Raw genomic sequence first — 26,588 nt, forward strand, 5'->3', positions numbered from 1 at the left:
GACGGCCATGGTTGGAATGGGAATACCGGAAGTAATCATTCTGGCTCGAAGCGGCTCGCGGACATTCGAAAGTAGGCTCCCCTGTAGACCGCTCATGCCTTTCATGCCTGGAATAAGCGAAGTGAAAACGATCCTCCTGCTCTTGGTTTGCGCATCGCTGCTCGCATTGGGCGCCGAGGCGCAGACGCCCGCGAAGATTCCTCGGGTGGGGGTGCTCCAAAACGGGTCCACGGCCACGGCTGGCCACCTGACGGATGCCTTTGCGCGGGGCCTGACCGAGCTTGGTTACACCGAGGGCAAGAACATCATCCTCGAAGTGCGCTACGCCGAGGGCCAGTTGAACCGGCTGCCTGCCCTCGCGCAGGAGCTTGCGAATCTCAGGGTGGATGCGCTGTTTGCGCCGTCTGCGCTGGCATCCAACGCTGCAAGGAAGGCCGGCCTCCGGGCGCCGATCGTGTTCGCCTTGGCGCCCGATCCGGTCGGCGACGGGTTCGCCGCCAGCCTTGCGCGGCCCGGGGGAAACATGACCGGGCTGACGAGCCAAAGCCCTGATCTCGCCGCCAAGCGCGTCGAACTCCTGCGTGAGGCGTTTCCGAAGACTTCCCGGCCGGCGGTCCTCTATGCCATGGGATTCCCGGGTGTGGGCGCGGAGCTGCAGGAAACAGAGCGCGCCGCGCGGACGTTCGGGAAGGATCTTTTGCCGGTCGAGGCGAAGCGTCCCGGGGACTTCGAGTCGGCGTTTGCCGAAGCGCTCAAGCGGCGGGCCGATGCGCTGCTGGTCATCGAGAATCCTATGTTCTTCACCAACCGGACCACGATCGTCGGCCTGGCGGAAAAACACCGGCTCCCCGCCATCTACCGATCCAGGGAATACGTCGTTTCGGGCGGGCTGATGAGTTACGGCTCCAACTACGCCGACCTCTGCCGGCGCGCGGCGAGCTACGTCGACAAGATATTGAAGGGAGCGAGACCCGGTGAGCTTCCTGTGGAGCAGCCGGTCAAGTTCGAATTGATCATCAACCTCAGGACCGCGAAAGCAATAGGACTGACGATCCCGCGCGGGCTGCTGCTGCGCGCCGATGAAGTGATCGAATGACCGCAAGGAAGTTCGGCGCTCAAATCATCTTGGTTGAACCGATTTTCGTAGGAGGTCATCCATGATCATTGCGCTGGCGTCGCCTCGTATCGCCTCGGCCCTTGATGAGGGCTTATTAGCGGGGGGCGCCGGCGACAATCAATCGGCCGTCACGCCGGCCGCTTCACCCGGTCCGCCGGGATCACGGCGACGGCGTCGATCTCGATGAGGTACTCGGGCTTGACCAGGCGCTTGACCTCGACCAGGGTGCTGGCGGGATAGGGGCGCCGGAAGTACTGGCCGCGGACCTCGTGGATCTGCGCGAGCCCGCTCATGTCAGTGACGTACACGGTGACCCGCGCCACGTCGTCCAGGGTCCCGCCGGCGGCGGCGAGGACCGTGCGGAGGTTCTCGAGCACCTGCCGGGTCTGGGCGCGGATGTCGTCCTTGCCGACCAGGGCGCCGGCGGCGTCCTGGGCCACCTGTCCGGCGACGTGCAGCACCTTGCCCTCGGGCTGCCAGGCGGCGCTGGAGAAGATGCCGAAGGGCTTCGCGGTGCCGGGTGCGTCGAAGGCGTCTGCCATGGTCCCCTCCCGGGCTGGGTGTTGTCGCGGCCCCGATCATAGCGCAGCGCCGGTCGTCCTTGACGCTCCGCTTCCACCGGGATAGGCTCCCGGTGGCGCGGATGCGCCGCCGCCGATCCCAGCGCGCCGGGCGCTCGCCCGGGGAGGAACCCATGGCAGACGAGGTCCACTGTTCCGTCCAGGATCGCATCGCGACCGTCACCCTCGACCGCCCGGCCAAGCGCAACGCGCTCAACATGGCCGTGGTCGAGGGACTCTCCACGATCTTCGCGCGGCTCGAGCAGGCCCCGGACGTGCGCGTTGTCGTCATCCGCGGCGAGGGCCCCGTCTTCTGCGCCGGCATGGACCTGCGGGAGCTCGGTCAGCGGCTGGGCGAGGAGAAGGATCCGGAGCGGCGCGTGACCGAGGTCTTCCAGGAGATCGAGCGGAGCCGCCACCCCACAATCGCCATGGTCCAGGGCGACGCCGTCGCGGGCGGCTGCGAGCTGGCGCTGCACTGCGATCTGCGCGTGGCGGCGACGGCCGCGCGCTTCGCCATGCCGCTGGCGCGGCTCGGGCTCGTCGTGCCCTTCCCGCTGGGTCAGAAGCTGGTGGAGGTCGTGGGGCCGGCCTTCACGCGGGAGATCCTGCTGATGGGCGAGCCCGTGGACGCGCAGCGGGCCCGCGAGATGGGCATGGTCCACCGGGTGGTCCGTGCCGAGAAGCTCCATGGGGCCGTCTACGCCATGGCGCGAGCCATCGCCGCCCACGCCCCGCTGTCGCTGCAGGGGCTCAAGGCCACGACGCTGCGTGCCGTGGCGGCCAGCTCGCGCGTCGAGCACGGTGATCTCGACGAGCTGGCCCGGCGGGCGCGAAAGAGCCAGGACGCCGTGGAAGGCGTTCGCGCCATGCTGGAGAAGCGGCCGCCGGTGTTCCGAGGGGAGTGAGATGCCGCCGCTCTCCGGGCGGGTTGCCGTGGTCACCGGCGCCTCGCGGGGGATGGGGCGCGCCATTGCGCTGCGCCTCGCCGAGGACGGCGCCGACTGCGCGCTGATCTACCGCCAGAGCGCGGAGCAGGCGCAAGAGGTGGCGGGCCAGATCCAGGCGCGGGGGCGCCGGGCGCTGGCACTCCCGCTCGACCTCCGCGAGCCGGCGCAGGTGGGCCCGGTCTTCCAGCGCATCCGCGAGACCTTCGGCCGCGTGGACATCCTGGTCGCCAACGCGGCGGCCACGGCCTTCCGGCCCATGCTCGACCAGAAGGAGCACAACCTCCGCCGCACCTTCGCCATCTCGGTGGATTCCTTCGTCGCCGCCGTGCAGGCGGCGGTGCCGCTCATGGAGGGCCGGCCAGGCCGCATCGTGGCCATCTCCGGCATCGACAGCCACCAGTCGATGGCCGGCCACGGGGCGCTGGGCGCCGCCAAGGCTGCGGTGGAAAGCCTGGTGCGGACGCTGGCGCTGGAGCTCGGGCCGCGCGGCATCACGGCGAACGGCGTCAGCCCGGGCTTCGTCGAGACGGACTCCTCCCGCTTCTACACCGAGCGGGGGCTCAGGCGCGAGTACTCGCCGGCGGCGCTGGAGCTCATCGAGGGGACGCCCGTGCGGCGGCTCGGCACCGGCGAGGACGTGGCGGCCCTCGTGGCCTACCTGGTGTCCGACGGGGCGGGGTTCCTCACCGGCCAGACCATCGTCATCGACGGCGGGATCACCATCGTCTCGCCGCTCCACCGCCCCGCCCGGAATCTCTCGTCACGCTGAGCGGGCCAGCGCGAGCATCTCGCGGGCCGTCTTCACCATGGCCTCGTCGACCATGTCGCCCTTGTAGGTCACTGCGGCGATCCCCCGCGTGCGAGCTTCCTCCATGGCCTGGATCAGTCGCTCGTAGTAGGCGACCTCGTCCGCGGACGGGGTGAAGACGCGATTGACGATGGGCACATGCGAGGGATGCATGACGGTCTGCCCCCGGAAGCCGAGCTGCCGGTTCCAGCGGGCATCCTTCTCCAGCCCCTCCAGATCCTTGATGTTCCACCACGAGCTGACGGTCGGGTACTGGATGCCCGCCGCCCGGCAGTCCAGCACGGTCTTGGAGCGGAGGTAGAGCGTCTCCATGCCGTCCTTGGACCAGAGGTAGCCGATGGCCCGCGCGGCGTCTCCTCCGGGCCCGGCCGCCAGGCTCACCCGCCTGACCCGTGGGCAGGAGGTGGCGATCTCGTAGATGTTGCGCATCGCCGCCGCCGTCTCGCATCCCAGCGGCGTCTCGATCGTCCCGGGGGGGATGCCCAGGCGCTTCTCCAGATGAGTCAAGAGGGCGTCGAGCTCTCTCATGTCGGCCACCGTCTCGATTTTCGGCAGCGCGACCCCGTCGAGCTCGGGGCAGAGGACCCCCTCGAGATCGTCGAAGGTCAATCCCGTGGCGAAGCCGTTGATCCGGACGTTGACGGCCTGCCCCCGGGCCTTGAGCGAGGCGATGGCGGCCTTCACCAGGGGGCGGGCCGCGACCTTCTCCTGATCGGGGACCGAGTCCTCGAGATCCAGGATCAGGCAATCCGCCCCGTAGGCGATCGCTTTCTCCATCCAGGCCGCCCGATTGCCAGGCACGAACAGCGACGAGCGATACGGTTTCATCGGTCCCTGTCCTTTCGTGTCACCGGGCCTTGTACGCCGGCTTGCGCTTCTCGGCGAAGGCCCGGGGGCCTTCCTTGGCGTCTTCCGTCGTGCGGAGGAACTCCTGGAACGACTGCTCCAGCCGGATCCCCTGGTCCAGGGGCAGGCTCTGGCTCCGGATGGCCAGCTCCTTGATCGCGCGCAGGGCCAGCGGGCCGTTCTCGCAGAGCTGCCGGGCGCACTGCTCCGCCGCGGGCATCAGCTCCGCCATGGGGACGACCCTGTTGATCAGGCCGTAGCTCAAGGCCTCCTGGGCACTGAGGCGCCGCCCCAGGAGGAGCAGCTCCATGGCGACCGCGTAGGGGAGCTGTCGCAACGCCCGCTGGGTGCCTCCGTTGCCCGGCAGGATCCCTCGTTTCACCTCCGAGATCTCGAAGACCGCGTGCTCCGCCGCGATCCGGATATCCGTCCCGAACAGGAGCGTCATCCCACCGGCCAGGCAGTACCCGTTGACCGCGGCGATCACCGGTTTCCAGACCTCCAGGCCCCGGTTCAGCAGCATGTCCTTCTGCGTGAGCCAGAAATCCGCCTTCGCCGGCGCGCGGGTGATGAAGGACTTGAGGTCGGCTCCCGCCGTGAAGGCCTTCTGCCCGGCCCCGGTGACGATGGCCACCCACACCTCCGGGTTGTCCCGGACATCCACCCACGCGCGCGAGAGCTCCTCGTACACCTCCGCGTCCATGGCGTTCATGGCCTCGGGCCGGTTGATGGTGACATAGGCCACCCTGTCCTTCACCTCGTAGATCAGCTTCATGGTCTCCCCTTCCCTTTTCTCGTGCGCCTCAAACGAGCCTCGGCTGCTCGACGCGGGCCGGCACTAGTAGCCCTTGCGCTTGTCGATGAGGGCCAGGAGCGGCCGCCCGTCGCGCCGCCGCCGGAGGTTCTCGCAGAAGCAGGCGATGACGCGGCCGGCGCGGCGCGGGGAGCCGCCGGCGGTGTGCGGGGTCACGATGACCCGGGGGTGGGTCCAGAGCGGGTGCCCCGCCGGCAAGGGCTCGGGGTCGGTGACGTCGAGGCCCGCGCCCCAGAGGAGCCCCTCCGCCAGCGCCGCCATCAGCTCCTCGCCGTGGACGATCTCCCCGCGCGTGACATTGATCAGGATGGCGCCCAGGCGCATGCGCCGGCAGAGATCCCGCGTGAAGAGGTGGTGCGTCGCCTTCGTGAGCGGCAGGCCGATGACGACCACGTCGGAGAGCCCGAGCATCTCCCCCAGGCGGGCAGGACGCCAGATGGCCTCCACGCCGGGCTCGGGCGGCACCTCCTCGATGTCCACGGCCAGCACGCGCATCCCGAAGCCGAGCGCCCGGCGGGCCACCGCTCGCCCGGTCCCCCCGAAGCCCACGATGCCCATGGTCTGCTCGAAGAGCTCGCGCTGGTCAAGCCGGATGGGCTCGCGGAGTCGGTAGTCCGGATCGCGGAGCGCCGTGTGCACGCCGCGGGTGAGCCCGAGGAGGAGGGCGAAGGCGTGCTCCGCCAGGTGGACGCCGACTCCGCCCTTCTCGCTGGCGAGGATCACGTCGCTCTCCACCAGCTCGGGGCAGAGGAGGGCGTCCACGCCGGCGCCGATGGAGTGGTAGTAGCGGAGCCGCCGGGCGAGGAGGTAGATGTCCGGGGGCACGCGGCCGAAGAGGATCTCGGCCTCCGCGATCTCGGCGCGCTGGCGCTCGGGCTCGCGGGCCTCCACGAGGACGGCCCCCGGGCCGGCCGCGTCCAGGATGCCCGCGCGGTCGCCCGGGCCGAGGGCGGGCACGATGAGGTTGGGCGTGTAGAGGATCTTCACGGGAGCAGCCGGGGGAGGATCTGGCTGATCGGGCCGCGGAGCACGGCGTCGGCCAGCTCGTCCATCTCGGTGGGCTCGCCGTTGACGATGACCACCCGCGCCCCCGCGCTCTTCGCCGTCGGCACGACGCCGGCGATTGGCCACACCGAGAGCTTGGTGCCGAGAGCGAGCAGCAGGTCGGCGTGCCGGGCGGCCTGCTGGGCGCGCGTGAGGTCCGCCTCCACCAGCGCCTGGCCGAACGAGATCGTCGCCGACTTGAGGATGCCGCCGCAGGCCCGGCAGGCCGGGTCCTCCTCGCCCTCCCTGATCCGGGCCAGCGCCCGCTCCATGGGCGCCCGCGCGCCGCAGGACAGGCATACCACCTCCCGCAGGGTCCCGTGGATCTCGACCACGCGCTCGGGGGAAGAGCCCGCCAGCTGGTGGAGCCCATCCACGTTCTGGGTGATGAGGGTGTCGAGCTTGCCGAGGCGCTCGAGCGCCACGAGGGCGCGATGGCCGTCATTGGGCGCCGCCTGCCAGGCGGGGGACTCGAGCCGGCTCTGCCAGGCCCGCCGGCGCACATCGGGGTCCGCCAGGTAGTTCTGGAGGGTCGCCAGCTTCTCGGCGCCGGGGTTGCGGGTCCACAGGCCCTGGGGGCCGCGGAAGTCCGGGATGCCGGAGTCCGTGGAGATGCCCGCGCCCGTCAGCGCCACGATGCGCCGCGCCGCCTCGATCCAGCCTCGGACCGTGTCGATCATGTGGGCTCAGCCGAACACCATGACGCCGCGTGGCAGATCCCGGTGGCCATCACGCGGACGCGCGCCTCGCCCGCGCGCGGGCCCTCCTGCTCGACGTCGACCACCTGAAGGGGCGGGTTGGCCTGGTAGAGAATCGCGGCTTTCATGAGAGCGGTCTCCCTGGGGCGCCGATGACGCTCGCAGCGCTCGTTGACGCCGGGGCCTGGCGGGCCGGGCGGGCCAGCAGGGCCGGCACCGCATGGTAGCACCGTGGCGCGACCCTGCGCCATGCGCCCCGGCCCGCGCGCCTGCTCCTTGACGTTACCCGGGCATCGGGGCAGTATCGGGCCGGGCGGACGTCGCCCACGCGCCATGACGGAGGACGGCGCCCGCGCCGAGGGATGCGCGGGCGCGAGGAGAGCGAACGATGAGAGGAGCTCAGCGGACCTGGCCCCTGGCGCTGCTGGCCATCGTGTGCGTCGGCGCCCCGATCGCGCTGCAGGATGCCCACGCGCAGGACGACTTCCCCTCGCGGCCCATCCAGATCGTCGTCCCCTTGCCGCCGGGGGGCGCGGCGGACCTGCACGCCCGCCCGCTCGCGCGCGTCATGGAGCGCCTGCTCAGGCAGCCGGTCGTGGTGGTCAACAAGCCCGGCGCAGGCAGCGCCGTGGGCACGCAGTTCGTGGCGAACAGCAAGGCCGACGGCTACCTGCCGATGGTCGCGATGCCCGGCTTCTTCATCATCCCGCAGGTGGATGCGCTGTTCGCCCGGGCGCCGAAGTTCACGGTGGAGCAGTTCGGGCCCATCGCCCGCCTCAGCGCGGACCCGCTGGTGCTCGTCGCCCACCCGGCCCGGCCGTGGAAGTCGGTCGCCGAGCTGCTGGCCGACGCCAAGCGCCGGCCCGGCGAGATCACCTACGGGTCGTCCGGGAACTACACGGGCATCCACCTGCCCATGGAGATGTTCGCCGCGTCCGCCGGCATCACCCTCAAGCACGTCCCCTATAACGGCGCCGGCCCGGCGGTCGCCGCCCTGCTGGGCGGCCACCTGGATACGATGATCTCCGGGCCGGGCCCGGTACTCGCCCATGTCAAGGCGGGGGCGCTGCGCGCGCTGGCGACGATGGGGAGCAAGCGGCTTCGGGCGCTCCCCGACGTCCCGACGCTCCGGGAGCTCGGGCGCGACTTCGAGTACTACCTGCAGGTCGGGATGGTCGTGCGCCGGGAGACACCCCCCGCGGTGGTGCGCACCTTCCGCACCGCGGTGAGGCAGGCGGCCGCGAGCCCCGAGTTCGAGTCGGCGATGACGACTCTGGGGACGACCGTGGCCTACATGGACGCGGACGAGTGGGGGGCGCGCTGGGCGCGGGACGTCAAGCTCATTACGGAGACGCTCCAGCGGATCGGGAAGCTGGAGTAATCTCGCGGCCGCCGTCGAGCCTCAGGGGGGATCGCCAGTGGACCTCGGCCTCAAGGGCAAGGTGGCCGCCATCACCGGGGGCAGTGAAGGCATCGGGCTCGCCACGGCGCATCGGCTCGGCGAGGAGGGCGTGCGCGTCGCGATCTGCGCCCGGCGGGCGGACACGCTGCGGGAGGCGGCCGGGGCGGTGCGCGCGGCCACGGGCGCCGAGGTGCTCGCCGTCGTGGCCGACGTCGCGAAGCCCGGCGATCCCGAGCGCTTCGTCAGCGAGACGCTCGAGCGCTTCGGCCGGATCGACGTCCTGGTGAACAACGCCGGGCGCGAGGCGATCGGCCCCTTCGAGGCCGCGGGCGACGAAGCGTGGCAGGCCGACCTCGACCTCAAGCTGTTCGGCGCCATCCGGGCCATCCGCGCCGCGCTCCCCGCCATGAGGCGGAATGCCGGCGGGCGCATCGTCAACGTGACGCACATCGGCGCGAAGCAGCCGCGGGCCCGGTCGGTTCCGACCTCCGTGAGCCGGGCGGCCGGGATCGCGCTGACGAAAGCGCTGTCGAAGGAGCTGGCGGAGGCCGGCGTCCTGGTCAACACCGTGTGCGTGGGGCTCATCTGGTCCGGCCAGTGGGAGCGCCGCCGGCGCCTGCTGTCACCCCCGCCCTCCCCCGAGGAGTACGAGCGCCAGGTGATGACCGAGCGGGCGGCCGCCCTCAACCCGATCCCGCTCGGCCGGATGGGCCGCCCCGAGGAGGTCGCGGACCTGATCGCCTTCCTGGCCTCGGCGCGAGCGGCGTACATCACCGGCACCGCGATCAACGTCGACGGCGGCGCCTCGGGCGTGGTCTGACTCGGCGACGGGGCCGGGCCGTGGCCGAGGGGAGCGGGTGGCGCGTCGTCCGCGGGTTCTTCGGGAGGACGGACCGTGTCAGCGGGATGTTCCTTGTCCTGTTCGGCACGGCCGTGCTCTGGGAGAGCCGGGCGCTGCCGCTGGGCACCCTCCGGAGGCCGGGCCCGGCCTTCCTCCCGGTGGTGCTGGCCGGTCTTCTCCTGGGACTGGCGCTCATGGTCCTCGCTTGCGGCCGGCGCTCGCCGTGGCTCCGCTCGCTCGACTGGAGCGAGGCGGGACACGTGGCGGCGATCCTCTCGGCGTGCGGGTTCGCCGCGCTCGCGCTCGAGCGGCTCGGCTATCGGCTGACGCTGGCCGTCGTGCTCGCCTTCCTCCTCGGCATGGTCGAGCGGAGCCGGCCCGCGGTCACGGTCTCGATCGCCGTGGGATTCGCCCTCGCCTCGTACTGGGTCTTCCGGCGTCTCGGGGTGCTGCTGCCCGACGGGCCCTTCGGCTTCTGAGTGCAGCCGCTCAGCGACCTGGCCTTCGGCCTGTCGGTCGCGCTCCAGCCCGGGAACGCCCTCTACGCGGTCCTCGGGTGCGTCATCGGCACCGTCGTCGGGGTGCTCCCGGGCATCGGCCCCATCGCGGCGGTGAGCCTCCTCCTGCCTGGCACCTTCGGGCTCGACGCGACCAGGGGCGTGATCCTGCTGGGCGGCGTCTACTACGGGGCGATGTACGGAGGCTCCACCACCTCCATCCTGCTCCGGATCCCCGGGGAGGCGGCGTCGGTGGTCACCTGCCTCGACGGCTACGCCATGGCGCAGAAGGGCCGGGCGGGGCCGGCGCTCATGATCGCCGCCGTCGGGTCGTTCGTCGCGGGCACCCTCGCCGTGGTCGGGCTCATGTTCCTCACGCCGGCGCTCGCGCGCCTGGCCCTCCGCTTCGGTCCGCCGGAGTACGCCGCACTCCTGATCCTCGGCTTCGTCGCGATCGGCTACATGAGTGGCGGGTCGATGCTCAAGGCCCTGCTCATGGCGGCCCTGGGCCTGATCCTGGGAACGATCGGGATCGACCTGAGCGGCCACCAGCGCTTCACCTACGGCGTCGCCGAGCTCGGGGACGGCATCGGCGTGGTACCGGTCGCTGTCGGCCTGTTCGGTCTGGCAGAGATCCTGGCGACCGCGGGGCGGAAGCTGCCGCCGAAGGCCTTCGCGGCCCGCCTCCGCGACCTGCCTCCCTCGGCGGAGGAGTGGCGCGCCTCTGCCGGCCCCATCGCCCGGGGAACCGTCGTGGGCTTCCTGATCGGCGCCGTTCCGGGGCCCGCCCACATCATCGCCAGCTTCGCGTCCTACGCGCTCGAGCGCCGGCTGTCCAGGCACCCGGAGCGGTTCGGGCAGGGAGCCATCGAGGGGGTGGCGGGGCCCGAGGCGGCGAACAACGCCGCTGCCGAAGCCGCCTTCGCGCCCATGCTCGCGCTGGGGGTCCCGTCGAACGCCATCATGGCGATCATGATGGCGGCCATGATGATCCACGGGGTGACGCCGGGCCCCATGCTCCTGCGTGAGCATCCCGGGGTGTTCTGGGGATTCATCGCCAGCATGTACGTGGGCAACCTGGTGCTCCTGATCCTGAACCTCCCCCTGGTCGGCCTGTTCGCCACCCTCCTGCGCATCCCGTATCGCATCCTCTACCCGTTGATCGTCGCCTTCTGCGTCCTCGGCGTCTACGCCGTCAACGGCAGCGTCGTCGAGGTCTGGATCATGGCGGTGATGGGCCTTGCGGGCTGGGCGCTCCGCAAGCTCGACTACGAGCCGGCGCCCCTCGTCATCGGCCTCGTGCTGGCGCCGATCTTCGAGATGTCGCTGCGGCAGTCGCTCATCCTGTCGGGTGGCAGCTACGTCATCTTTCTCCAGCGCCCGCTGGCGGCCTCGCTCCTCGGCCTGGCCGGGGGGTTGCTGCTCCTGGCGCTGGTCCCGCTGGTCCGGCGTCTCGGGACCGCCGGGCCCAGCCCCGTGGCGTAGCCGCCACGGAATTTCGGGTTTTCCGGAGCGTCACCCCCGCGTACACTCTGCTTCCATGATCGGTGTCTCGCCGCCCCGCAAGGAGGACCAGCGCCTCCTCGTGGGCGCAGGCCGCTTCCTCGATGACCTCCGGCGCGATGGGATGTGCTACCTCGGCGTGGTGCGGAGCCTCCATGCGCATGCGCGCCTCGTCGGGGTCGAGGTGGCGGCCGCGATGGCGGCGCCCGGCGTGCTCGCCGTCTGGACCGCCGCCGATCTGCCGGAGGCCGCGCGCCCGGTCCTGACCTTCGGCGGCAGCGTCCACCGCGACCGCCCCTTCGCCGTGCCGCTCCTGGCCCGCGACCGGGTCCGCTACGTGGGCGAGCCCGTGGCGGTGGTCGTGGCCGAGCACCCCGCGCTCCTGGCCGACGCCATGGAGGCTGTGAGCGTGGAGTACGAGACGCTGCCGCCGCTCGCGACCGCGGAGGCCGCGCTCGCATCGGGCACGCGGCTCCATGATGGCTGGCCGGACAACCGCGCGCTCGAGGTGCGTGGGGCGGTGGGCGATGCCGCGCGCTCCATGGCCACAGCCGATGTCGTGGTCGAGGGGTGCTTCCGCCACCCGCGGCTCGCCGCGGTGCCCATCGAGACCCGGGGCGCCCTGGCCGACCGGGACGGAGACAGCGGCCCGCTCACGGTGTGGGCCTCCATCCAGAATCCCTACAGCCTGCGGGAGGCCATCGCCTCGGTCCTCGAGCTGCCGGCAGAGCAGGTGCGGGTCGTCGTGCCCGACGTGGGCGGCGCCTTCGGTCCCAAGGGCCAGGTGTATCCGGACGAGGTGCTGGTGGCCGTCGCGGCCTGGAGGCTTCGCCGGCCGGTCAAGTGGGTGGAGAGCCGGCGCGAGGACTTCCAGAGCCTGGGCCACGACCGCGAGCACGCCCACGACGCGCGAATGGGCTTCGCGCGCGACGGAGGGATCGCCGCCCTCGAGGACTCGTTCCTCGCCGACGTGGGCGCCTACCCGGTGTCGGGCACGGGCCTCACCGCCAACACCGTCAACCACCTGCCCGGGCCGTATCGCGTGCCTAATTATCGCGCCGAGGGCGTGAGCGTCGTCACCACCAAGGCGCTGAACGCGGCCTACCGCGCGGCGGGGCGCCCCGAGGCCGTCTTCGTCATGGAGCGGCTCATGGATCTCGGCGCCCGCCGGCTCGGACTCGACCCGGCGGAGCTCAGGCGCAGGAACCTGGTGCGGCCCGAGGAGATGCCGTACCGCCCGGGTCTCACCTACAAGGACGGCGTGCCCGTCGTCTACGATCCGGGGGATTTCCCGGCGGCCTTCGAGCGCGCGCTGGGCCTCCTCGGCTACGACGACTGGCGCGAGCGGCAGCGGGCGCAGGGACCCGGCCCGAGGCGCCTCGGCGTGGGGCTCGCCTGTTACGCGCAGGGCACGGGGCTCGGCCCCTTCGAGGGCGCGACGGTGCGCGTGGATCCCAGCGGCACGGTCTATGTCGTCGTGGGCGTGGCGGCACAGGGGCAGGGGCATGCCACGACGCTGGCCCAGATCGCGGCCTCGGCGCTGGGCGCGGCGTTCGATGACGTCGTGGTCCAGGCCGGGGACACCGCGCGCTTCCCCTATGGCATGGGCACGGGCGGCAGCCGCGTCGCGGCCAATGCCGGGCCCGCTGTCGCGCGGACGGCGCGCGAGGTGCGGGAGCGCGCCGCGCGCGTGGCCGCGGAGCTGCTCGAGTGCGCGCCAGCGGACATCCGGATCGCCGAGGGCCGGGTGCACGTGGCGGGCCTGCCCGACCGCACGCTCTCCCTCGGGCGCGTGGCCCAGGCCGCCGTCAGGTCGAAGGCGCTGGCCCGGATGGGCGAGCCGGGCCTCAACGCCTGCACGTACTTCTACCCGGACACGGTGACGTGGGCCTTCGGCACCCACGCCTGCGCCGTCGAGGTGGACGTGGAGACGTGCGCCGTCCGCCTCCTCGCCTACGCCGTCGTCCACGATCCAGGCCGCGCCATCCACCCGGCCATCGTGGAGGGACAGCTCCAGGGCGGCGCCGCCCAGGGCATCGCCGCCGGGCTCATGGAAGAGGTGGTGTACGACGCGGACGGGCAGCTCCTCAGCGGCAGCCTCATGGACTACGCCATCCCCAGGGCCGACGAGCTGCCCTGGCTGGAGGTGGCGCTCACCGAGCACCCGTCCACCATCAACGAGCTCGGCATCAAGGGGGTGGGGGAGTCGGGCGCCATCCCCGGCGCCGCGGCCATCGCCAACGCGGTGGAGGATGCGGTGGCGGAGCTCGGCGTGCGGATCCTCGAGGTCCCGGTGACCCCCGCGCGGCTCTTCGCCCTGCTCTCGGGAGCGCGGACGCCGCGGCGATGAAGGGGGCGACCCTGGTCCTGCTCGTGCGCCACGGGCTCACGCCGACGACGGGACGCAAGCTCCCCGGTCGGGCGCCGGGCCTGCACCTCGCCGAGGCGGGGCGGCGTCAGGCCGAGGCGGCGAGCGCCCGCATCGCCCGGCTGGGCGGCGTCACGGCCGTGTACACCTCGCCCCTGGAGCGGGCGCGCGAGACGGCGGAGGCCATCGCGCGGGCCTGCCATGTGCCGGCGCGTGTCGAGCCTGGGCTCAACGAGGTCCAGATCGGCCGGTGGACGGGGCTGTCCATCGCGCGCGCCCGCCGGAAGCGGGAATGGACGAACGTGCTGCGGCATCCGAGCGGCTTCCGCTTCCCCGATGGCGAGTTCTTTCCCGAGATGCAGGCCCGCGTCGTCGCGGCGCTCGAGCGCCTCTGCGAGCGCCACCCGGGCGAGACGGTGGTCGCCGTGTCCCACGGCGATCCCATCAAGGCCGCGGTGGCCCATGCCCTCGGCGTGCCCCTGGATCTCTTCAACCGGATCGTCGTCGCGCCGGCCTCCGTCACGGCCATCGCCTTCCGCCCCGAGGGGCCAGTCGTGCTCACCGTGAACTCGTCCGACGGCGAGCTCGGGGGGCTCGGCGGCTGATGGGCGAGTCCTTCGAGCTCGACGCGCCCGATCACTTCACGGCCGGCACGACAGGGGCTCCGGGCGAGCGCGTCTTCTACGTGCAGGCCCGCCAGCAGTCGCGCCTCGTCACGCTCAAGAGCGAGAAGGAGCAGGTCCGCAGCCTGGCCGACTACCTGGCCGGCCTGCTCGTCCGGAAGCCGGGCGCGGCCGGAGCCGCGCCCGCGGACCTCGATCTGCTGGAGCCCGCGGACCCCGCCTGGGCGATCGCCTCGCTGGCCGTGGGCTACGACGAGGCGCGCCAACGGATCCTGGTGGAGGCGACGGAGCTCCTCGAGGAGGAGGGCGAGGGACAGGGCGAGGAGCGGGGCGCGGGCGAGCCGGCGGTGGCGCGCTTCCACATCACGCGTGCCCAGGCCGCGGCCTTCGTGGCCCAGGCCCGCGCCCTGATCCGGGCGGGCCGGCCCCTCTGTCCCATGTGCAGCCAGCCCATGGGGCCCGAGGGCCACGTCTGTCCTCGCAGCAACGGGCATGTCGTGAGGTGAGCCGCGTGTCGGCAGGGCCGACGGCGCTCGATCTCCTCACCCGCGGCGGCATCACGGTCAAGGGCCGGCTGCCGTGGAGCAGCAACGCGACCTTCCTGGTGGAGCTGACGCTCGAGGGGGAGACGGCCTCGGCTGTCTACAAGCCCGAGCGCGGCGAGCGACCCCTGTGGGACTTCCCGCCGGGCCTCTTCAAGCGGGAGATCGCGGCCTACCACCTCTCCGAGGCGCTCGGCTGGGGGCTGGTGCCTCTCACGGTGGAGCGCGAGGGGCCCTTTGGCGCAGGATCGCTCCAGCTCTTCGTCCCGGCCGACTTCGAGCAGCACTACTTCACCCTGGTCGAGCGGGCGGAACACCACCCCCGGCTGAGACTGATCTGCGCCTTCGATCTGCTCGCCAACAACGCCGACCGGAAGAGCGGCCACTGCCTGCTGGGTCCGGACGGCGCCATCCACGCCATCGACAACGGCCTCTGCTTCTCGGCGGAGCCCAAGCTCCGCACCGTGATCTGGGACTTCGCCGGCCAGCCCGTGCCCCCGGCGATCCTCGGGGACGTGGGGCGCCTCGTGGACGCGGAGCTGCGGCCGCCGCTGGCCGTGCTGCTGGCGCCGGCCGAGCAGGAGGCGCTCCTCGCCCGCGGGCGGACCCTCATCGCCGAGGGCCGCTTCCCCGCACAATCAGGCGGCCGCGACTACCCGTGGCCGCTCGTCTAGGACCGTCGTGACGAAGAGCTCGGGGCGCAGCAGGCTGTTCTCCGGGGTGGGCGGGGGCCTCGGGTTCGATCCCGTGGTGGCGCGGCGGGCGCTGGCACGGGCGGACGCGGAGCTGGGCGCGCTGATGCGCGCGGCCGGCCGCTTCCGGCTGGAGCCGGACGCGATCTCCGACCCGTTCGCCTCGCTCGCGGAGTCCATCGTCTACCAGCAGCTCACCGGCAAGGCGGCGGCGACCATCTTCGGGCGGGTGAAGGCGATCTACGCGCCCGCCAGGACGCTCGCCCCCCGCACGGTGCTGGACACGGACGACGCGCGCCTGCGGGCCGCGGGGCTCTCGCGCGCCAAGACGGAGGCGCTCAAGGACCTGGCCGGGAAGACGCTCGACGGCACCGTGCCGACGATCCGGGAGCTCGGCCGGATGGCAGACGAGGAGATCGTCGAGCGGCTGACGGCGGTGCGCGGGATCGGACGCTGGACGGTGGAGATGATGCTGATCTTCCGCCTCGGGCGCCCCGACGTGATGCCCGCCACCGACTACGGCCTCCGCAAGGGCTACGCGCGCGCCTTCCGGAAGCGGAAGCTCCCGGAGCCGAGAGCGCTCCTCGCGCACTCGGAACGCTGGCGCCCGTTCCGCACCATGGCGAGCTGGTACCTGTGGCGGGCCAACGAGCTGGACGAGATTCCGTTCTGTCGCTGACGCCCTGCCGAGGCGTCTATCCGGACCTCAGCGGATCCACCCACCGCAGCCCGGCGAAGCGCGCGAAGTCGGTATCGCAGGAGCAGAGCTCGGCGCCGTGCTCGATCGCGAGGGCCGCGAGGTGCGCGTCGGTGACCAGGTTGCCGGCCATTCCGCTGGACGCGAGCAGCCGGCGCAGCAGGCTCGCGTGCCGATCCCCGGGATGCACCACGGTCGCACAGGGTTGTGCGAGCCACGCCTCGACGACATCGAAGGCGCGCTCCCCGGCGAGCGGCCGGGTGAAGACACGCGGGTTCGTGCTCAGGCGCAGGAATGCAAGCAGGACGCCCCAACTGAACGCGATCGTCTCGGATCCGCTCAGCTGCCCCTCGAGCCAGACCCGGGCCTCGCGGTGACGGGGGGAGTGAGCGTCGACCGCATAGAGCAGCAGGTTGGCGTCGACGAGCCTCACTTGCGCAGCTCGAGCTCCCGGATGGCCTCGTCGTCCTCCAGCGCGGCGGCGAGCTGGAGGGCTTTGTCCACCGAGACACCGGCGCGCAGCCCCATGGGCTGGGTGTGCTGGCGGAACCGTCGGCGCCGCGCGCGCCCCGGCCCCAGGCCGGCGCGCACGGCCTGGTTCAGGGCCTGCTTGAACGAGATCCCGCGCTCGCGAGCCACCTTCTTGAGCTTGGCTGTGACGTCCGGGTCCAGCGTCACCGTCGTTCGCATGAGCGCATCATAGCATACGTGCGAATGCTGTCATGATGCCTCTCGGGCGTCGCCACCCCGCGCCGGGCCGCGCGCCCCCGTCAGATCCGCAGGATGCGCTGGGCGTTCTCGTAGAAGAGCAGCCGCCGCTCGGCGTCCGACAGGGGGAGCGATTCCGCCCGCTGGCGCTCCTTCAGCGGCACGCAGAGCGGCCAGTCCGAGGCGAACATCACGCGGTCCAGCCCGACCAGCCGCAGCAGGCTCACGATCTCGCCGTCGGAGAGCGGCGGGGGGCTCCAGGTCCCGGTGATCGCCAGGCAGGTGTCGAAATAGACGTTGGGGTATCTCTGGGCGAGCGCGCCCGCCTCCTCCTGCCATCCGAGACCGATGTGCGCCAGGACGACGGGCAGCCGTGGAAAGCGCTCGGCGATTCCCGCAAACCGCGCCGGTCGCGAGTAGTCGCTGAGGTGACATCCCAGGGGATGCCACCCGCTGTGGAAGACGACGGGCAGGCCGAGCTCCTCGGCACGCCCGTACACGGCCCAGAGACCCGGGTCGCTCGGGTACGATCGCTGCGTCGAGCAGTGGAACTTGACGCCGCGCGCCCCGGCCCCGACACATGTCTCGAGCTCGGCGAGCATCCCGTCCTCGCCCATGCGCGGATCGATCCCGATGAAGGGCACCAGCCGCGCGTGGTCCCGCGCGACCTGCAGGGTCCATGCGTTGCGCCGCTGGACCCGCCCCACGATGCTCTGGCGGACCTGCTCCTCGAGCGCGCCCCACTGCGCCGGCGCGGTGCCCTTCGCCCCACGGACGAGGTTGTCCTCCCGCATCTCCCCGGTCGGGGTGAAGTTCAGCATGACGGCACGGGCGAACCCGGCGGCGGCCAGGTCCGGCAGGAGATCCTCGACGACCCCGGAGGCGCCCGGGTGGGGGAGCGCCTGGATGGCCTGCCGGCCGACCTCTCGCGTCGGGAACGTGTGCGTGTGGGTGTCGATGATCGGGTAGTCCCGCATGGGCTCTCTTCTCCGTCAGGAGAGGCGTCGCGCTCGTCACCGGGCCGGGTTCGCCCGGCACGACCCTACCCCTCTGCAGGACGATGCGTCAAGGCGCGATCCTGCGTTTGCCGGACAGCGCGGCCTACGCGGCCAGCGGCCAGTCGGTGTAGAGGGCCTCGGCTTGGGCCATCACAGCCGCCAGGAACGGCTCGAAGTCCTCGGCCTTCACATCGCGGGCGCGCAGGACCCTGCGCACCGCGCCCCGCACCGCGGCCTTGACGTCGTCGCGGTGGGGCTCCGTCCAGTCGACCTTGAGGGTGCGCTTGATGACCTGGACCACCTCGTGGATGAGATCGCGCAAGACCTCGACCCCGTAGGCGGCCTCCCGCTGGGCAGCCACGGCATCGTAGAACGCCAACTCGTCCGCCTCCAAACCGAGCTGGGCCGCCCGCTCGTCGGCACGGGACATCTCCAGGCGGATCTCGAGCATGGCCTTGATGACGGCGGCCGCGTCAATGAGCCGGTTGTGGTAACGCTGCAGCGTCTGTTCGAGCAGCTCCTTGAAGCTCTGCGCCTGAGCCAGGTTCCGCGGCTGGCGCGCCTGGATCTCGTCGGATACGAGCTTCGTGAGCAGCCGGAGCCGGAGATCGGCCAGCGGCCGGTCCTTGAAGGTCTGGAGGAAGGCGTCGTCGAGGATGGAGATGTCCGCGCGCGCGATGCCGGCGATCTTGAAGATGTCCACCATCCCCTGCGATTCCACGCTGTCGTCCACGAGGTCGCGGACGGCGCGCTCGAGCTCCTGTCCGGGCTTGGCGCCCGGCAGCGTCTTGCCCAGCTCCTTGCGCACTCGTTGGTAGAAGATCACCTCGTCGGCATGGGGCCGGCACTCGTCGAGGTGCTTGACGAGTAGGTACGCGTGGGAGAGGCGCAGCTCGGCCTGGAGGAAGGCGTCCCGACGCTCGTCTGAGTCCGTGAGGTGCCCGAAGACCAGCGCGTATCGGTCCTCGAGATCGGCCGGCGACAGGCGCCGCCAGGCGCCGTAGTCGTAGCCCTCTGGGAGCATCTCCCGCACGGCGGCCAGGGCTTGGAGGAACAGGGGCCTGGCCTCCTCGGACACGCCGGGGGCTGGCTCGCCCCGCCCCCCGCCCTGTGAGTACTTCCCTGTCGCCTCCCGCAACTCGTCGGCGATCCCGATGTAGTCCACGATCAGGCCATGGGGCTTGTCGCGGAAGACACGGTTCACGCGCGAGATGGCCTGGATGATCGTGTGCCCGCGCATGGGCTTGTCGAGGTACAGGGTGTGCAGACACGGGATATCGGTACCCGTCAGCCACATGTCACACACGATGGCGATCTTGAGCGGGTCGTCGGGATCCACCATCCGGGCCTTGATCGCCTCGCGCTGCGGCTTGGTGGTGATGTGGCCGGCCTGGCTCCACTCGACGGGGTCCTCGCCGAGATTGCCGGTCATCACGACCTTCACCTCGGGGCAGCCCGGCAGGGCGGTCAAGGCATTGTACAGGCGCACGCAGTTCTCCCGCGTCATGCAGACCACCAGCGCCTTGCCGTCGAGCGTGGCCGTGCGCTCCCGGAAATGCGCGAGGAGGTCCCCTGCGATCTCGTCCACCCGCTCCCTGGCGCCCGCCGCCTGGGCAAGCGCGGCCCACCGGCTCTTGCGCCGCTCGAGGTCCGTGACCTTCTGCCAGGCGGTGATCTCCTGGAGCGCCGCATCCACATCGGCGTGAGTGAGATGCAGGCGCACCTGGCGCGGCGCGTAGTAGATGGGTACGGTCGCCCGGTCCTCCTGCGACTGCTTGATGTCGTAGGTGTGGATCAGGTCGCCGAAGACCTCGACGGTGTCCGCCCCGCTGAAGCTGATGGGCGTGCCCGTGAACCCGATGCGCCGGGCATGGGGCAGCGCCTCGGCCAGGTAGCGCGCGTAGCCCTTGAGGAAGCCGTACTGGCTGCGGTGTGCCTCGTCGGCGATCAGGATGATGTCCGACCGCGTCGAGAGCACCGGATGCTCCACCTCGGTGGCTCCTTCACTGTCGCGCTTGAGGCGGAACTTCTCGATCGTCGTGAAGATGATCTCTCCGCCCTCGGTTCGCAGCAGCTCCCGCAGCTCGTCCACCGAGTCGGCGTGCTTCACGCCCCCCACCAGCGCCCGGGCGTAGACGAACTGGTCATGGAGCTGGTCGTCGAGATCGGCCCGGTCGACCTCGATGACGAACGTCGGATTCGCCAGCCGGCGGCGCAGGATGCCGACCAGGAAGACCATGGACAGGGACTTTCCCGACCCCGTGGTGTGCCAGATGACCCCGATACGGCGGTCGGCGTCGGCCCGCGAGGCCTCCGCGGCCTTGTCCGCGGCGATGCAGACCGCGAAGTACTGATGATACTTCGCCCCCTTCTTGGCGACCTTCTCGTTGGCCACCTCGAAGAGGATGAAGTGGCGAATGTAGTCGAGGAACCGGTCCTTCCGGAACAGCCCCTCGATGAGCGTCTTCATGCTTGCGGTCGTGCCCGGCTCCACCTGCTCGCCGTCGATGGACCTCCACGGCGAGAACCATTCTGGCGGGGCGTCCCACGTCCCGTGGAGCGTCGTGACGCCGTCAGAGACCACCGTCACGGCGTTGAATTCGAAGAGCTGGGGGATGTCGTGGCGATAGTGGGCGAGCTGGTTGAGGGCGTTCTCCACGGTGGGGTGGGGATCCCAGGGGTTCTTCAGCTCGAACGCCGCGAGCGGCAGCCCGTTGACGAAGACCACCACGTCGGGACGGCGGTCGTTCCGACCGCGTACCGAGAACTGGTTGACGACCAGGAACTCGTTGCCTTCTGGGTGATCCCAGTTGACGGCGTACACGTGCCGGTGCTCCACGCGACCACCGGGCCCCTCGACCCGCACCTCGATGCCGCGCGTGAGGGCTTCGTGGAAGGCCATGTTCCGGCGCAGGGTGTCCACTCCCTCGGGACGGGAGAGGCGATTGAGCGCCTCTTCGGTCGCCGCACGAGGGAGATCCGGGTACTGCCGGGCGAGGAAGGCCTTCAGGCGATCGCGGAGAACAACTTCCTCGAGAGGGCGGTCCAACTCGCTACCGTGGATGTGACGATACCCGAGGCGCTCCAGGCGCTCGATCGTGGCAAGCTCAAACTCAGTCTCGCTGCCCCGGTGCGCCACGGTCTGGCGAGCTATCCGGGCTGGCTCACGTCGATGGGCTTGCCGGTGGCGCGCGCGTAGAGCACGTCGGGGTCGAGGTCGGCTCCCCCCGGCCAGCAGATCGTGCCCAGTTCGGGATGGACCCGCAGCTCGGCGAAGCGTTCCGGATCCCGAAGGGGCGCAAACACCCCCTCGAAGCGAATCACCTGGCCGAGGTCCAGGTCCGCCTCGACTCCGTCCTCGAAGCGGAGATGCACCCGATAGCCGCCCAGGAGCCGAGCTTCCACCACGTCCACAAGCATGGCCTACTCCAGCGGCGCGATGGCCTGCAGCGGCGCTTGCTGCCGGGCCAGGCGCCAGTCGTCCCGCAGATCCTCCTGGTGGAGGGCTGCCCATTCAGTGACCAGCCCCAGCACCCGCGGCGACAGCCGCCCCTCCAGCACCGTCAGCGAATCGATTGCCACGAGCGCCCGTTGCCCGCCGTATCGAGCGTGGAAGTGCGGCGGGTTGTGGTCATTGTAGAACATCGTGATCACGATGCCGAAGAAGCGGCAGATCTCAGGCACCCGCCCGCTCCACCAGCTTCTCCGCCTCGCGCACCCGGATCTCGCCGCTGAGCAGCTTGGGGAGGAGGGTGTCGCGGAGCGCAGTCAGTGCCCTCGACTCCTCGTTGTTCCTCCAGGCAAGTTCGAGGAGCGGGTCCACCATCTCCTCGAAGGCCCTGACGATAGGCTCCGACGGATGGACCACCCTGCCGCGCGCAAAGGAGTCGGGACGCACCGCAGGATAGGCACTGCCCTCAGCGTGGCTCGTCAGGTACTCGACGAATTCATCCGTCGTCGCACTCATGTAGAGAAACGCGCCCGCACCGGACCGCGGAGTAAGCACCGCGAAGCCAGTCGAAACGACCGTGTCGTGGGCTGGATTGCGGATGAAGCAGTATGACCGCCGATTCGGTCGAACGCATGACCAGATGGTGTCGCCGTGGCGAACGAGACGGCGCGCCCGGCTTGGTGCGTTTGCCCAAGCATAGTGCGCCAGGCTGTCGATTCGGCCAGGCGACACGGAGGAGATATCGACATATCGGATCGACGCGGACGGCGAGCTGTCAGAGATCTGACGGACATTGATGCCAGCGATGTCAGCCAGGACTCCAAGGCGCCACCCGACCGGGAGTGGTCCCTCCCCGGAGTCGGCAAAGCGATCCGGGAACAGGTTTGCCGTGGTCTTTATCATGCCGAGGGGCTGGCGGCCCGCAGTCTTGGCGGTGACCGGGTCGAAGTCCACGAACCATGACTTGAAGAGCGCCTGCGCCATCGCCTCCAGTGTCCGGTTTATCTGGCGATTCAGCTCGATCTTGTTCTCCAACGCGCCAAGGATTCGGGCAATCGCACGCTGTTCCTCAAGAGGAGGTACCGGCAGCACGACCTGGCGCAGAGAAGCCTGGCTGATTCCCATAACTGTCGTGCCCGTCGCCCGCGCATGTAGCTGCTCCTGGACGAAATCTGACCGCAACGCGAGCTTTAGATACGTGCTATCGAGAGAATCCCGCCGTCCCCGGAGGACGATGATCCGCTGGGCCAGAGCAACCCGGCCTGGGCCGAGCTGCGCGACCTCTCCCAGCGGTGCCTCGGTGGTCAACACCACATCGCCAAGCTCGGGGAGCCCGCGCGTCATCCAACGCTCGTAGTCCTCGTGCGGGATGAACTCCTGCGGCTCGAGTATGCGCCCGTCCTTCACGATCTTCGCGGTGACGAGCGGAATCCCGGAGGGGGCCTTTCGCGGGCTCTTGCCCCGATAGTCGATTACAGCAGCCGTGCTGCTTTCGATGGATTGCAGCAACCAACCCCGGGGCCACTCAGGAACCACGGAGAACCTCCTGCAGCTGGGCACGGATTGCAGCCTCGAGCTCGCCCGATCGCGCGAACTGTTCCTCCAGCTGCTTCACCAGGCGGGGGAACTTCTCCTCGAAGGGCTCGTCGTCGTCGGGACCGTCCTCGGCGCCCACGTAGCGCCCCGGCATGAGTGCGTAGTTTTGGCCGCGGACGTCATCAAACGTGGCGACCTTGCAGAACCCGGGCACGTCCGGCGGCCGGCCCTCGCTGCAGTAGGCGCGGTACACCGAGGCGATGCGGTGGACCTCATCGTCGCAGAGCTGCTTCTGCTTACGGGAGCCGGGGATGAGGGCACCCAGCTTGCGCCCGTCGATGAAGAGGATCTCGCCCTCGCGCGCCCGGTACCCGCGCTGGCCGTGCCGATTCCTCGCGAGAAACCATAACGAGCAGGGGATCTGCGTGTTCGCGAAGAGCTGGCCGGTGAGCTGGACGATGCAGTCCACGTAGCCCTGCTCGACTAGGGTCTTCCGCACCTCGAACCGGGCAATCTCGCCGTTGCCCAACTCGCCGGTGGCCATGACGAAGCCCGCGGTGCCCCCGGCCTTGAGGTGGTGAAGGAAGTGGAGGATCCACATGGTGTTGGCGTTGCGGGGGGACAGCGGCACGCGCTGGCCGCCGACGACGAAGCGGGGGTCCTTGTCGGGGATCCGGTCGGCCCCCCACCCGCCCTCGCTCTTGGCACCGTCATTGAAGGGGGGATTGGCAAGAACGTAGTCGGCCTTGAGCGTGGCGTGGCGGTCGTCGAAGTAGGAGTTGCCCAGCTGGATGTTGCCGTCCAGCCCGTGGATGAAGAGGTTCATCCGGCAAAGGCGATAGGTGAAGTCCTTGGACTCCTGGCCCACGAAGGACAGGCGCTGGCTATGGCGGGTGAAGAGATCGGACTGCACGAACATGCCGCCGGAGCCGCAGCAGGGGTCGAACACGGTCCCCTGCTCCGGCGCCAGCATGTTCACCAGCACGCGGACGATGCTCACCGGCGTGAAGTACTCGCCGCCGCGCTTGCCCTCGGAGTTGGCGAACTCCCCGATGAAGTACTCGTAGACGAGGCCGATCAGGTCGGTGCCGCCGTGGTCTTCCCTGAAGACGTCACGGGAGAAGAGGTTGATGAGTCCCGTGACGCTCTCGCGCCCGAGGTTCGAGCCGGCATAGGTCCGCGGCAGCAAGCCCCGGAGCTTGTCGGGGTAGGCCTTCTCGAGGGTCTCCAGCGCGCTGTCCAGCCGCACCTTGATGTCATCGGCCTGGGCGTGCTTGACGATCTCCTCCCAGCGCGCAGCCTTCGGGACGATGAAGGCGCCGACCGCCCGGTACTCGTCCGCGTCCTCCAGGATGGCGGCGGCCTGCTTCGGGCTCTTCGTGTAGTACTCGGAGCCGGGCGCCTTGACCAGCCGCTCCAGCTCATGGCGGCGGCGCTCGTACCGAAGGGAGAGGAAGCGCAGGAAGATGATCGGCAGGACGTAGCGCTTGTAGTCCGCCGGCTCGATGGAGCCGCGCAGGGTGACGGCGGCCTCCCAGAGTTGGCGGATGAGGTCGGCGTGGCCGTTGCCTGTGTGCCTGGGCTTGCCGGTCTTCCTTCCGCGCCTCGCGGGCCTGGCCGGCATGGTGGCCCTATGCGCGTGGCGCTCTGCGAGCGCCGGGCGGGGGAGCGAGGGGGAGCGTGCGCCTGGTCTTCACCGGGCCTGATGGTGCCCTGGCGGCCCATGGGACGTCAAGCCCAGGGTCTATGGGTGACCTCGCGAGGAGGCGGCCAGCGCGGTGGACTCGGGCTCGGTGGTGACGAGCTTCCCCAGCGTCGAGGAGTCGAGATACACGGGCCTCACGGGCGACGCCCGTCGCGAAGCCTGGCCAGGGCGCGGCTCGCCTTGCGGGAGGGCCGGCGGCCGCGGGGCGGGCCGAGATCGAGGAGGTCCCCCCGGGCCGGCGTGGCCCGTCCCGCGGCGATCAGCCGGTCGAGCACCGTCGCGCCTTCGCCGGCGGGGCGAGGACGGCGACGCGGCGGCCGCGCTCTCTGACGTCGAGGCTGGCTCCCGCCTTGACGCGCCGGAGATGGACGCTGAGGTGCTGGCGCAGTTCGCGCACCCCCACATTGCCACGGCCGTATCGCATGCAGCACACCGTAGCACAGCTCGCCCGTCTTCGATTGGCGCGTGGCGACGGCGCTACCCGAGTGTCGCCCCCGGGGAGGCGGGCCCGACCGCGCCCTCGTGGCAGCCTCCCCGGGGGGGCGTCATCTCCAGATCGAGGCAGGCCCATCCTTGCACCCGCCGCGACGAGGACCTACAGTCTGCCGACTCACGCTGGGCCGCTGGGCCTTCGCCGAGCTCACCGGGATCTGCCGGATCGAGTCGGATGGCCGGATTCATCGGGCGCTCCTCGGGTGGCGATGCGTAACGCAGCGTTGGCTTGTTCCGGGTGGCATGAGCGGGACGGGCCAGGCCGATAGCAGGTATACTTCGCCCATGGATCTCCTTCAGCGGATCACGCGTGACCCTGCGGTGATGGGCGGGCGGCCGTGCATTCGGGGAATGCGGGTGACCGTCGGCACCATCGTGGGACTCCTCGCCGCCGGGCGGACTCACGAGGAGATCCTGCAGGCCTATCCCTACTTGGAGGCCGACGACATTCGCGCGGCGCTCTCGTACGCCGCCTGGCGCACTGAGGAAGTCGAACTGCCCCTTCCATGAAGCTCCTCCTCGACATGAACCTGTCGCCCACGTGGGTCAGGTTCCTGGGGGAGAACGGGTTCGAGGCCGTTCACGGGAGCGCCACCGGCGAGCCCAGCGCCACCGACGCCGTGATCATGGCGTGGGCGCGCGATCGTGGCTTCGTCGTGGTCACCCATGATCTCGGCTTCTCCGCCCTCCTCACCTCCACCGAGGCCCTTGGCCCGAGCGTGATTCAGGTCAGGACCCAGGACGTCCTGCCCGACGCCGTCGGCTCGGACGTCGTGCGGGTGCTTCGAGAGCACCGCACCGCGCGGGACAATGGCGCCATCGTGAGCATCGACGATCTGGCCTCGCGCGTCCGTGTGCTTCCTATCCGGAGAAGGTGATGGCGAAACGATTGAATGCGTTCCGCCCTCGACGAGCCCGGGCGCCCCGGGCCCGACAGAGCCGGCGTTGATCCACGGGTTCCGGGTGACGTGAGCGGCACCACCATGGAGTTCCGCATCGCCGACACCTTCACGGACAGCCTCGCGCGGCTCACGGGCGACGAGCAGAAGGCCGTCATGGCATGCGACGACGAGGTGGTGCCGCTGCAGGCGCGAATCGAGGCCGTCACGGACGAAGGCGACCTCGAGGAGGTGTACGACACCGAGCGTCATCTGCTGTACGTGGCGTGTACCCGCGCGCGCGATCACCTCCTGGTGACCGGCGTCAACCCGGCGTCGGAATTCCTGCAGGATCTGCGGCGCTGACGTGCGCCGCCTACACCGCGAAGGAGTAGCCGCCATTGACGGGGTAGGTCTGCCCCGTGATCCAGGAGGCGGCGTCCGAGGCGAGGAAGAGGATCATGTTGGCCGCGTCCGAGGGCTCGCCCATGCGCCGGATGACGTAGAACTGGAGCATCCGCTTGACGGCCTCCGGGTCGGCGGTGGCCGGCGCCACGCCCGGCGTCCGCGTGGCCGCCAGCGCCACGCAGTTGGCGGTGATGCCGAAGCGCCCCACGGCCTTGGCCAGCCCCCGCATGGTCCCGGCCGCCCCCGCCTTGGCCCCCGAGTAGACCACCAGATGCGGCTCCCCCACGCGGCCGGCATCGGAGATGACGGTGACGATGCGGCCGTACTTGCGGGCGATCATCCCCGGCAGCGCGGCGCGGCAGCCGTTGAGGACGCCGTGCAGGTTGGTGCCGAGCCAGTGCTGCCACTCC

At 70.6% G+C, this 26,588-nt stretch carries 29 protein-coding genes and 1 pseudogene; 15 read left to right on the forward strand and 15 right to left on the reverse strand.

Annotation, left to right across the window (positions count from 1 at the left end; genetic code table 11):
• Nucleotides 1-121: 121 nt before the first annotated feature.
• Nucleotides 122-1,096 carry an ABC transporter substrate-binding protein gene (locus HYV93_22215; protein ID MBI2528685.1) on the forward strand — a complete coding sequence of 325 codons (975 nt, stop codon included), beginning with the start codon at nt 122-124 and terminating at the stop codon, nt 1,094-1,096.
• 149 nt (nt 1,097-1,245) lie between these two features.
• Here the strand turns inward: HYV93_22215 and HYV93_22220 are convergent, their stop codons facing one another.
• A complete protein-coding gene (locus HYV93_22220) occupies nt 1,246-1,659 on the reverse strand; it encodes a RidA family protein (protein MBI2528686.1) in 414 nt (137 codons plus the stop codon).
• 152 nt (nt 1,660-1,811) lie between these two features.
• Here HYV93_22220 and HYV93_22225 point away from each other — a divergent pair, with 152 nt between their 5' ends.
• Together HYV93_22225 and HYV93_22230 are read left to right on the forward strand one after the other, a co-directional pair.
• Nucleotides 1,812-2,585, forward strand: coding sequence for an enoyl-CoA hydratase/isomerase family protein (locus HYV93_22225; GenBank protein MBI2528687.1), 774 nt, complete (start codon nt 1,812-1,814; stop codon nt 2,583-2,585).
• A 1-nt stretch (nt 2,586) separates the two neighbouring features.
• Complete coding sequence (locus HYV93_22230) at nt 2,587-3,396, forward strand: SDR family oxidoreductase (protein ID MBI2528688.1); 810 nt, start codon at nt 2,587-2,589, stop codon at nt 3,394-3,396.
• Here HYV93_22230 and HYV93_22235 read toward each other — a convergent pair.
• The 5 genes from HYV93_22235 to HYV93_22255 form a co-directional block, all read right to left on the reverse strand.
• Nucleotides 3,388-4,263, reverse strand: coding sequence for a CoA ester lyase (locus HYV93_22235; protein MBI2528689.1), 876 nt, complete (start codon nt 4,261-4,263; stop codon nt 3,388-3,390). The genes HYV93_22230 and HYV93_22235 overlap by 9 nt on opposite strands.
• Before the next feature lie 19 nt (nt 4,264-4,282).
• The gene (locus tag HYV93_22240; protein MBI2528690.1) at nt 4,283-5,056 is read right to left on the reverse strand and encodes an enoyl-CoA hydratase/isomerase family protein; all 774 of its coding nucleotides are present in this window, start codon (nt 5,054-5,056) and stop codon (nt 4,283-4,285) included.
• 63 nt (nt 5,057-5,119) lie between these two features.
• Nucleotides 5,120-6,082, reverse strand: coding sequence for a D-2-hydroxyacid dehydrogenase (locus HYV93_22245; GenBank protein ID MBI2528691.1), 963 nt, complete (start codon nt 6,080-6,082; stop codon nt 5,120-5,122).
• Nucleotides 6,079-6,819, reverse strand: a complete 741-nt coding sequence (locus HYV93_22250) for an NAD-dependent deacylase (protein MBI2528692.1) — start codon at nt 6,817-6,819, stop codon at nt 6,079-6,081. The genes HYV93_22245 and HYV93_22250 overlap by 4 nt, the downstream gene beginning before the upstream one ends.
• Entirely contained in the window at nt 6,816-6,965 is a 150-nt protein-coding gene (locus HYV93_22255) for a hypothetical protein (GenBank protein MBI2528693.1), read from the reverse strand. The genes HYV93_22250 and HYV93_22255 overlap by 4 nt, the downstream gene beginning before the upstream one ends.
• A gap of 260 nt (nt 6,966-7,225) precedes the next feature.
• Here HYV93_22255 and HYV93_22260 point away from each other — a divergent pair, with 260 nt between their 5' ends.
• The 9 genes from HYV93_22260 to HYV93_22300 all read left to right on the forward strand — a co-directional run bounded on the left by HYV93_22260 (nt 7,226) and on the right by HYV93_22300 (nt 15,984).
• Nucleotides 7,226-8,218: a tripartite tricarboxylate transporter substrate binding protein gene (locus HYV93_22260; GenBank protein MBI2528694.1), complete on the forward strand. Its 993-nt coding sequence runs from the start codon at nt 7,226-7,228 to the stop codon at nt 8,216-8,218.
• 37 nt (nt 8,219-8,255) lie between these two features.
• Entirely contained in the window at nt 8,256-9,059 is an 804-nt protein-coding gene (locus tag HYV93_22265) for an SDR family oxidoreductase (GenBank protein MBI2528695.1), read from the forward strand.
• A gap of 20 nt (nt 9,060-9,079) precedes the next feature.
• Nucleotides 9,080-9,559: a tripartite tricarboxylate transporter TctB family protein gene (locus HYV93_22270; GenBank protein MBI2528696.1), complete on the forward strand. Its 480-nt coding sequence runs from the start codon at nt 9,080-9,082 to the stop codon at nt 9,557-9,559.
• Nucleotides 9,560-11,062, forward strand: a complete 1,503-nt coding sequence (locus HYV93_22275; GenBank protein ID MBI2528697.1) for a tripartite tricarboxylate transporter permease — start codon at nt 9,560-9,562, stop codon at nt 11,060-11,062.
• 55 nt (nt 11,063-11,117) lie between these two features.
• Nucleotides 11,118-13,430 (forward strand): xanthine dehydrogenase family protein, encoded by a 2,313-nt coding sequence (locus HYV93_22280; GenBank protein MBI2528698.1) that lies wholly within the window; start codon nt 11,118-11,120, stop codon nt 13,428-13,430.
• Nucleotides 13,427-14,053 carry a histidine phosphatase family protein gene (locus tag HYV93_22285; protein MBI2528699.1) on the forward strand — a complete coding sequence of 209 codons (627 nt, stop codon included), beginning with the start codon at nt 13,427-13,429 and terminating at the stop codon, nt 14,051-14,053. The genes HYV93_22280 and HYV93_22285 overlap by 4 nt, the downstream gene beginning before the upstream one ends.
• Nucleotides 14,053-14,577, forward strand: coding sequence for a DUF3090 family protein (locus tag HYV93_22290; protein MBI2528700.1), 525 nt, complete (start codon nt 14,053-14,055; stop codon nt 14,575-14,577). Before HYV93_22285 ends, HYV93_22290 begins: the two co-directional genes overlap by 1 nt.
• Nucleotides 14,574-15,287, forward strand: coding sequence for an SCO1664 family protein (locus HYV93_22295; protein MBI2528701.1), 714 nt, complete (start codon nt 14,574-14,576; stop codon nt 15,285-15,287). The genes HYV93_22290 and HYV93_22295 overlap by 4 nt, the downstream gene beginning before the upstream one ends.
• A 124-nt stretch (nt 15,288-15,411) precedes the next feature.
• Complete coding sequence (locus tag HYV93_22300) at nt 15,412-15,984, forward strand: DNA-3-methyladenine glycosylase 2 family protein (GenBank protein MBI2528702.1); 573 nt, start codon at nt 15,412-15,414, stop codon at nt 15,982-15,984.
• A 16-nt stretch (nt 15,985-16,000) separates the two neighbouring features.
• On the opposite strand, the gene HYV93_22305 is transcribed toward HYV93_22300, so the two are convergent.
• The 8 genes from HYV93_22305 to HYV93_22340 all read right to left on the reverse strand — a co-directional run bounded on the left by HYV93_22305 (nt 16,001) and on the right by HYV93_22340 (nt 24,319).
• Nucleotides 16,001-16,435 carry a type II toxin-antitoxin system VapC family toxin gene (locus HYV93_22305; GenBank protein MBI2528703.1) on the reverse strand — a complete coding sequence of 145 codons (435 nt, stop codon included), beginning with the start codon at nt 16,433-16,435 and terminating at the stop codon, nt 16,001-16,003.
• On the reverse strand, nt 16,432-16,692 hold the full coding sequence (locus tag HYV93_22310) for an antitoxin (GenBank protein ID MBI2528704.1): 261 nt from the start codon (nt 16,690-16,692) through the stop codon (nt 16,432-16,434). The genes HYV93_22305 and HYV93_22310 overlap by 4 nt, the downstream gene beginning before the upstream one ends.
• A gap of 80 nt (nt 16,693-16,772) precedes the next feature.
• Nucleotides 16,773-17,687, reverse strand: coding sequence for an amidohydrolase (locus tag HYV93_22315; GenBank protein ID MBI2528705.1), 915 nt, complete (start codon nt 17,685-17,687; stop codon nt 16,773-16,775).
• Between the two features lie 124 nt (nt 17,688-17,811).
• Complete coding sequence (locus HYV93_22320) at nt 17,812-20,847, reverse strand: type I restriction endonuclease subunit R (GenBank protein ID MBI2528706.1); 3,036 nt, start codon at nt 20,845-20,847, stop codon at nt 17,812-17,814.
• Between the two features lie 11 nt (nt 20,848-20,858).
• On the reverse strand, nt 20,859-21,128 hold the full coding sequence (locus HYV93_22325) for a DUF2442 domain-containing protein (GenBank protein ID MBI2528707.1): 270 nt from the start codon (nt 21,126-21,128) through the stop codon (nt 20,859-20,861).
• 3 nt (nt 21,129-21,131) lie between these two features.
• Complete coding sequence (locus tag HYV93_22330; protein ID MBI2528708.1) at nt 21,132-21,392, reverse strand: DUF4160 domain-containing protein; 261 nt, start codon at nt 21,390-21,392, stop codon at nt 21,132-21,134.
• Entirely contained in the window at nt 21,385-22,695 is a 1,311-nt protein-coding gene (locus tag HYV93_22335) for a restriction endonuclease subunit S (protein MBI2528709.1), read from the reverse strand. The genes HYV93_22330 and HYV93_22335 overlap by 8 nt, the downstream gene beginning before the upstream one ends.
• Nucleotides 22,685-24,319 carry an SAM-dependent DNA methyltransferase gene (locus HYV93_22340; protein MBI2528710.1) on the reverse strand — a complete coding sequence of 545 codons (1,635 nt, stop codon included), beginning with the start codon at nt 24,317-24,319 and terminating at the stop codon, nt 22,685-22,687. Before HYV93_22340 ends, HYV93_22335 begins: the two co-directional genes overlap by 11 nt.
• 858 nt (nt 24,320-25,177) lie before the next feature.
• Here HYV93_22340 and HYV93_22345 point away from each other — a divergent pair.
• The 3 genes and pseudogenes from HYV93_22345 (at nt 25,178) to HYV93_22355 (ending at nt 26,136) form a co-directional block, all read left to right on the forward strand.
• Nucleotides 25,178-25,402 (forward strand): DUF433 domain-containing protein, encoded by a 225-nt coding sequence (locus HYV93_22345; GenBank protein MBI2528711.1) that lies wholly within the window; start codon nt 25,178-25,180, stop codon nt 25,400-25,402.
• The gene (locus HYV93_22350; protein ID MBI2528712.1) at nt 25,399-25,770 is read left to right on the forward strand and encodes a DUF5615 family PIN-like protein; all 372 of its coding nucleotides are present in this window, start codon (nt 25,399-25,401) and stop codon (nt 25,768-25,770) included. Before HYV93_22345 ends, HYV93_22350 begins: the two co-directional genes overlap by 4 nt.
• A 171-nt stretch (nt 25,771-25,941) precedes the next feature.
• A pseudogene (locus HYV93_22355) lies at nt 25,942-26,136 on the forward strand (hypothetical protein).
• Between the two features lie 10 nt (nt 26,137-26,146).
• On the opposite strand, the gene HYV93_22360 reads toward HYV93_22355, so the two are convergent.
• The coding region (locus HYV93_22360; protein MBI2528713.1) for an SDR family oxidoreductase at nt 26,147-26,588 on the reverse strand (442 nt) is incomplete at its 5' end.

Source organism: Candidatus Rokuibacteriota bacterium (genome assembly GCA_016188005.1).
GTDB lineage: Bacteria > Methylomirabilota > Methylomirabilia > Rokubacteriales > CSP1-6 > UBA12499.